This window comes from Nitrospirota bacterium (assembly GCA_040756155.1).
Lineage (GTDB): Bacteria > Nitrospirota > Thermodesulfovibrionia > JACRGW01 > JBFLZU01 > JBFLZU01.
Genome location: JBFLZU010000001.1, coordinates 1 through 7,008 on the forward strand (window position 1 = coordinate 1; position 7,008 = coordinate 7,008).

The window sequence follows — 7,008 nt, forward strand, 5'->3', positions numbered from 1 at the left end:
AAAGGATAATGAGATTATGGAAAAACTTTTATCCAAAATTATCATTGCAATCTTGGAAGGAAAAGATTATAGACCCCATGTTTTAGCAACTATCAACAAGAGATTTATTGATAATGCCCATACCTTGATAGAGAAAGTCTATACTGCTAAAAAAACAAACAAGGATATTGACTGGTGGATTACTAATTTAATTGAGGGAGGCAAAACTAAGAATGAGGTATTATGGTTTGGCGGCCTTAACAATAAAACTGTAACCAATATGATGGGGACAGCTAAAAAAGAGGTGTGTATAGAATTAGGTAAACAGAATGTTAAATCTCTGGAGATGTTGATAAAAGAATTTACGAACGACACTTTACCAAAAATTTTGGTTTCTATTCTGTGGAGAAATGAAAAAGTGGAGTTAAACGAAATAGAGTCATTAATATTAGTAAACACTCTTTCTACTATGAAATTATCCGTTCAGGGCGGGGCTTGGAGTGAAGTAGGAAAGAAGACCGAAAAAGAACTGCTGTACTCAATTTTTGAGCTTTTGGCAGTAAAACACATTCAATATATATTGGTGTCTGATGAAATGAAAAAGAAGGGGTTGGTTGGAAATAGAGAAATAGACGGAGTTGTTTTTACTGACGATAACAATAAAGTGCTACAAATTGAATTGAAACTTCTTGGTATTGGTAACCCAGAGATTGCTGATGAAGCGTTGGCAAGAAAAGTTGACCTCTTTCTCATTGACAGACTAACACCCATGATGATTGAAGAAGCAAAAAAACTTGGCATAAAAGTTATTGAACTTAGGAATAAGAATGCTTTGCTTGAAATATATTACTTCTTGAAGACACACGGTGTTACAGCGAGTAAACCAACGGAAATTGATTTTGCTAAGTCAATCCCAAGAATTTTAGAAAAATATAATGAAGAATTAGAAAATAAAAAGATACTCCAGAAGGCAAAAGAACTGTTGAAATGAATGTAATCATTGCTTTCAGAGATGAGAAAGAAAAAGTCCCTCACTAAAAAACAGATAATTCTTAAACTTTATGAGGATGGGTTCATAGATGGACGAGTATGGTGGAATCTATGGGGTTCAAAGTTTAAAAAATCTGAGATAGAACAGATTGATAAGACATTTAGAAAATATTTTAGAAGGAAGTAACTGACATGCTAAAAGAAATCACATCAGACATCTATCATCTCCTCCATCCCAAGATAGCATTCTTTCTTACAAGCATCAGTGAGGATGGAAGTCCAAATGTTATGGCGTGTGCATGGGCGACGCCTGTTAGTGAGGAGCCACTGATTGTGGTTGTCTGTGTTTCAAAGGATAGTTATACAGCGGAATTGATTAAACAGACAAAAGAATTTGTGATAAACATTACAAGAAAGAAACTCTTAAAGGCATTATGGATTTGCGGGAAAATATCTGGAAGAGATACAGATAAGTTTAAAAAAGCAGGGCTTAAAATAATTAATGCCAAGAAAGTTAAATCACCCGTAATTGATGGATGTGTTGGATACATTGAATGCAAATTGTGGAAGACAGTGGATGCTGGTGAATGTTATGCATTCTTTGGGAAAGTCCTTTCTGCCTATGCTGATGATAGATACTTGAAGAATGGGTTGTGGATAGAGGAGGCAAAAATTCCACTGCACCTGGGTGGAAGCAAGATGGTGTATTTTAGATAGTGTCAGAGTATCAGAGATATGGTAGATAGAAAAATGTTAGGGTTCAAATATGCCTAAAAGAACAGACATAAGTAAAATACTCCTTATCGGTTCGGGTCCAATTGTAATCGGGCAGGCATGCGAATTTGATTATTCAGGAACACAGGCATGCAAGGCGCTTAAGGAAGAGGGTTATAAGGTGGTTCTTATTAACAGCAACCCAGCCACTATAATGACCGACCCTGAATTTGCTGATGCTACCTATATAGAGCCTATAACCCCTCCTGTTGTAGCAGATATAATTGAAAAGGAAAGACCTGATGCATTGCTTCCTACAATGGGGGGACAGACAGCCCTCAATATAGCAGTGAAACTCTCAGAAGATGGTGTTCTTGATAAATATGGAGTAGAGCTAATAGGGGCAAAACTTCATGCAATAAAAAAGGCAGAGGACAGAGACCTCTTTAAAGAGGCGATGAAAAGGATAGGGCTTAAGATACCTAAAAGTGCCTATATCTCATCTGAAAAGGAATCTATAGATGTCATGAGTTATATTGGTTTTCCAGCTATTATAAGACCATCCTTTACACTCGGTGGGACGGGTGGTAATGTTGCTTACAATATCGAGGAGTATAAAGGTTATATTGAATGGGGATTAAATGCAAGTCCTGTTCATCGTGTGCTTGTTGAGGAATCTGTGCTCGGATGGAAGGAATTTGAACTTGAGGTGATGCGTGATGGAAAGGACAATGTGGTTATTATCTGTCCGATCGAGAATTTCGACCCTATGGGCATACATACAGGTGATAGTATTACTGTGGCTCCTGCACAGACCTTAACAGATAAAGAATATCAGGTAATGAGGGATGCAGCCATAAAGATAATCAGGGAGATAGGTGTTGATACAGGGGGTTCTAATATCCAGTTTGCGGTAAACCCTGATAACGGTAAACTTGTAGTCATTGAGATGAATCCCAGGGTTTCAAGAAGTTCTGCACTTGCCTCAAAAGCTACAGGTTTTCCTATCGCCAAGATAGCAGCAAAACTTGCAGTAGGATATACACTTGATGAGATACCGAATGATATAACAAAGAAGACTCCTGCATCCTTTGAGCCTTCAATAGATTATGTGGTAGTGAAAATCCCGAGATTCGCTTTTGAAAAATTTCCACAAGCAGATCAGACGCTTACCACACAGATGAAATCTGTAGGGGAGGCTATGGCTATAGGAAGAACCTTTAAAGAGGCATTACAGAAGGCAATACGGTCATTAGAGATAGACAGATATGGGCTTGAATCCTATCGAAAATCGAAAGCTGATAGTCGAGAATTAATTAAAGAAGGATTAAAGACTCCTAACTGGGAGCGGGTGTGGTATATAGGGGAGGCAATAAAGGCAGGATTTTCGATAGATGAAATCTTTGATTTGACCAAGATAGACAGGTGGTTTCTTAATAACATCAGAGAGATTATCTCCTTTGAATCATTAATTATGTCTTTTGCTACAGGGATCAAAAAAGAGGACACCGGAACGATAGCCCCTTATATGATTCCTGGTGATGTCTTGAGGAAGGCAAAAGAGCTCGGATTCTCTGACAGGAGGATTGCCTCCCTCATTGGAAGCGATGAACTTGTTATAAGGAATTTGCGTAAGGGTAAAGGAATAATATCTATCTATAAAATGGTGGATACATGTGCAGCAGAATTTGAGGCATATACACCATATCTGTATTCGACTTATGAAAAACCCTTCTATAGAGCTGAAGAGCGGAAGAGCGGAAGCGATGAAGGAAAGGACTTCAGGACTTCAGAACTTCAGACTTCAGCCTTAATTTTTAGGGCTGACTGTGAGGCAAACCCTACTACTCGTAAAAAGATAATGATACTGGGAGGTGGTCCTAACAGGATAGGGCAGGGCATAGAGTTTGATTATTGTTGTGTCCATGGGTCTTTTGCACTCAAAGAAGAGGGCTTTGAGACTATAATGGTAAATTGTAATCCCGAGACCGTAAGTACAGATTACGATACATCAGATAGACTCTATTTCGAGCCATTGACTCTCGAGGATGTTTTGAATATCATAGAGGTAGAAAGGCCAGACGGTGTCATAGTACAGTTCGGAGGACAGACGCCATTGAAACTCGCTGTGCCACTTGAAAGGGCAGGTGTGAGAATAATAGGAACATCCCCTGATTCGATAGATAGGGCAGAGGATAGAAAGCGGTTTAAGGAGCTCATCGAAAAACTTTGCCTCAAACAGCCAGAAAGCGGAACAGCCCTCTCAGGCAAAGAGGCATTGATTGTTGCAAGTAAAATAGGTTTCCCCGTAGTTGTGAGACCTTCATATGTTCTTGGTGGAAGGGCAATGGAGATCGTTTACGACGAAAGAAGTCTCAAGGAGTATATGAAACTGGCAGTTAAGGCGTCTCCTGAACACCCGATATTAATAGATAAATATCTTGAGGATGCAATCGAGATAGATGTGGATGCAATATCAGATGGTATTAATGTAATTATAGGAGGCATAATGGAACATATAGAGGAGGCAGGTGTTCACTCCGGGGATTCAGCCATGTCTCTTCCACCATATTCGTTAAGCACTGATGTTATTAACGAGATAAAACGACAGACGAAACTCCTCGCAATTGAGCTTAGTGTAATTGGATTGATGAATGTGCAATTTGCAGTGAAAAATAATGAGATATTCATTCTTGAGGTGAACCCGAGGGCATCAAGAACAATTCCATTTGTGAGTAAGGCAATTGGGATTCCTCTCGCAAAGTTAGCTGCAAAGGTAATGGCAGGAAAGACTTTGAAAGAACTGGGGCTAACCCATGAAAAGGAGATAAATCATATAGCAGTAAAAGAATCTGTTTTTCCCTTCAACAGATTCCCTAATGTTGATACACTTCTCGGACCAGAGATGAAATCCACAGGAGAGGTAATGGGAATAGATATGGATTTTGGACTTTCATTTGCTAAATCTCAAGAGGCAGCGGGCTCTAAAGTGCCGACATCAGGAAAGGTATTTATAAGCGTAAGAGAAAGGGATAAGTCATACGCTATTCCTATTGCAAGGAAACTCATAGAGTTCGGGTTTGAGATAGAGGCTACAAGGGGAACGGCAGAATATCTCTCTATGAATGGACTTGATGTAAAGGTAGTCAATAAGGTAGGAGAAGGAAGACCACACATCGTGGATCATATAAAGAACGGTGAGGTCTCACTTGTGATAAACACAGTAAGCGGTGCAAAGGCACAGAGAGACTCTTATTCTATAAGGAGGACTGCTCTTGTCCATGGAGTACCTTATTTTACGACGATGGCTGGTGCTAAAGCTGCAACATATGGTATAGATGCTGCGATAAAGAGAACCGCTGGCACGAGACATACCGTGATTGTGAAGTCCCTGCAGGAATATCATGAAGAGGTAATGCAAACGCATTAAGTAAACCCCGTTAGAAGACTCCGCCTTCTAACGGGAAGGCTCACCCCGTTAGAAATTTTAAATTTCTAAACGGGGCTCACACGGGGCATTAACCCCGTGTTCGCTCAAAAAGGAAAATTATTTTCATCCCCGCTGCAAGCAGCGGGGCATTCTAACGGGGTAAAATGTTATAGGTGTAATTATGCGTGGAAAGATACCTATTACAAAAGATGGTTATGAGAAGCTTAAGGAAGAGCTGACAAGACTGAAGAAGGTAGAAAGACCAAAAAATATTCAGGAGATTGCAGAAGCAAGATCTCATGGTGACCTTTCAGAAAATGCGGAGTATCATGCTGCAAAGGAAAGACAATCTTTAATTGCAAGAAAGATTCATGAGATAGAGCGTAAACTTGCTGCTGCACATATAATAGATACATCTAAATTATATGGAGAGAAGGTGGTTTTTGGTGCCAGGGTACGGTTAATTAATCTGGAGACAAATGAAGAAAAAATCTATACCCTTGTAGGAGAAGAAGAGACTGACCTCAAAAACGGGAAGATATCAATACTCTCCCCTGTTGGCAAGGCACTTATCGGACATCAGATTGGAGATATTGTTACAATAAAAGCCCCTGCAAGAACGATCGAATACGAAATATTAGAGATAGGCTTTGAGTAAGATTCTAAAGGCAAGTGTTTTAGAGAATCGTGAGTTATCAAAGGGATATTTCCTTCTGACATTAAATCTCAATCATGAAGTAAACTCTTTACCAGGCCAGTTTTTCATGTTACGTATAGGGAGAGCGACTGATCCCTTTCTTCCGAGACCTTTCAGTTTCCACAGACATATATCAAAAAAGAGGATACAGTTCATATACAAAGTGGTTGGAAGAGTGACATCAAATCTCTCAATGTTAGAAAAAGACAGTGTTATTGAACTGACAGGACCACTCGGAAATGGGTTTCCATTATTCAAAGAGATGGTGGAATCATTGCTTGTTGCAGGAGGTATAGGAATAGCCCCACTTGTAGCACTTGCGGAAAGACTGGAAAAGAAATCCACCACTTTTTTTATCGGTGGTAAGACAAAAAATGATATTCTGCTGAAAAGAGACCTTAAGGGGATAACCAATAGGCTTTATATTACCACTGAGGATTCATCCATAGGTAGAGCCGGTGTTGTTACTGACGCTCTGATTGACTACCTCAAGGCTCATGACTCCCCGGCCTCGCTCCCCGGCCTCGCTCCCTGGCCTCGCTCCCTGGCCTCGCTCTGCGAAGCAGGGCAGGCTGCGAAGCAGGGCAGGCTGCGAAGCAGGGCAGGCTGCGAAGTGGGGCGGGCAAAACTCAAAACCGTAGTATACGCATGCGGGCCGCGGGCTATGCTTCAAAAGGTCTCTGAAATTGCATTTAAACATAATATAAATTGTTATGTCTCACTTGAGGAAACGATGGCATGTGGTGTAGGGGCGTGTATGGGGTGCGTGGTGAAGATCAGAAGTCAGAAGTCAAATCCCCCCTTACCCCCCTTTACTAAAGGGGGGCGTGGGGGGATTACTAACTCCGAACTCCGAACTCTCAACTCAAATCTAATATATAAAAGGGTATGTAAGGATGGGCCTGTATTCATGGCGGATGAGGTAATATGGGAGTAAAACAGTCGAGAGTCAAGAGTAAACCCCGCACCCCTTGCTTCCGCAAGGGGCATTCTAATGGTATCTTTTGCACTACTTCATCCCCACTCTTCCGAGTGGGGCATTTTGTGGTGCGGGGTAAAGAGTCAAAAGTCAAGGGCAAAGAGTCGAAGAAGCCTGATCTCAGAGTAGAAATTGCAGGGATTCACCTCAAAAACCCCGTGATGACGGCTTCAGGAACATTTGGTTATGGTGAGGAGTACGCTGATTTTGTTGATCTCA

The 7,008-nt window shown here is 40.8% G+C and carries 7 protein-coding genes; all 7 read left to right on the forward strand.

The window, feature by feature from the left end; all coding sequences use genetic code 11:
* On the forward strand, positions 1–970 hold a 970-nt coding region (locus AB1488_00005; protein MEW6408490.1), incomplete at its 5' end, for a CfrBI family restriction endonuclease.
* A 21-nt stretch (positions 971–991) separates the two neighbouring features.
* On the forward strand, positions 992–1,156 hold the full coding sequence (locus AB1488_00010; GenBank protein ID MEW6408491.1) for a hypothetical protein: 165 nt from the start codon (positions 992–994) through the stop codon (positions 1,154–1,156).
* Positions 1,157–1,161: 5 nt separating this feature from the next.
* Positions 1,162–1,686 carry a flavin reductase family protein gene (locus tag AB1488_00015; protein ID MEW6408492.1) on the forward strand — a complete coding sequence of 175 codons (525 nt, stop codon included), beginning with the start codon at positions 1,162–1,164 and terminating at the stop codon, positions 1,684–1,686.
* Positions 1,687–1,735: 49 nt separating this feature from the next.
* Complete coding sequence (carB, locus tag AB1488_00020; protein ID MEW6408493.1) at positions 1,736–5,113, forward strand: carbamoyl-phosphate synthase large subunit; 3,378 nt, start codon at positions 1,736–1,738, stop codon at positions 5,111–5,113.
* Positions 5,114–5,294: 181 nt separating this feature from the next.
* Positions 5,295–5,771 (forward strand): transcription elongation factor GreA, encoded by a 477-nt coding sequence (gene greA, locus AB1488_00025; protein ID MEW6408494.1) that lies wholly within the window; start codon positions 5,295–5,297, stop codon positions 5,769–5,771.
* A complete protein-coding gene (locus tag AB1488_00030; GenBank protein ID MEW6408495.1) occupies positions 5,764–6,747 on the forward strand; it encodes a dihydroorotate dehydrogenase electron transfer subunit in 984 nt (327 codons plus the stop codon). Before greA ends, AB1488_00030 begins: the two co-directional genes overlap by 8 nt.
* Before the next feature lie 110 nt (positions 6,748–6,857).
* Positions 6,858–7,008 (forward strand): dihydroorotate dehydrogenase (locus AB1488_00035; GenBank protein MEW6408496.1); only part of this gene is annotated, 151 nt, incomplete at its 3' end.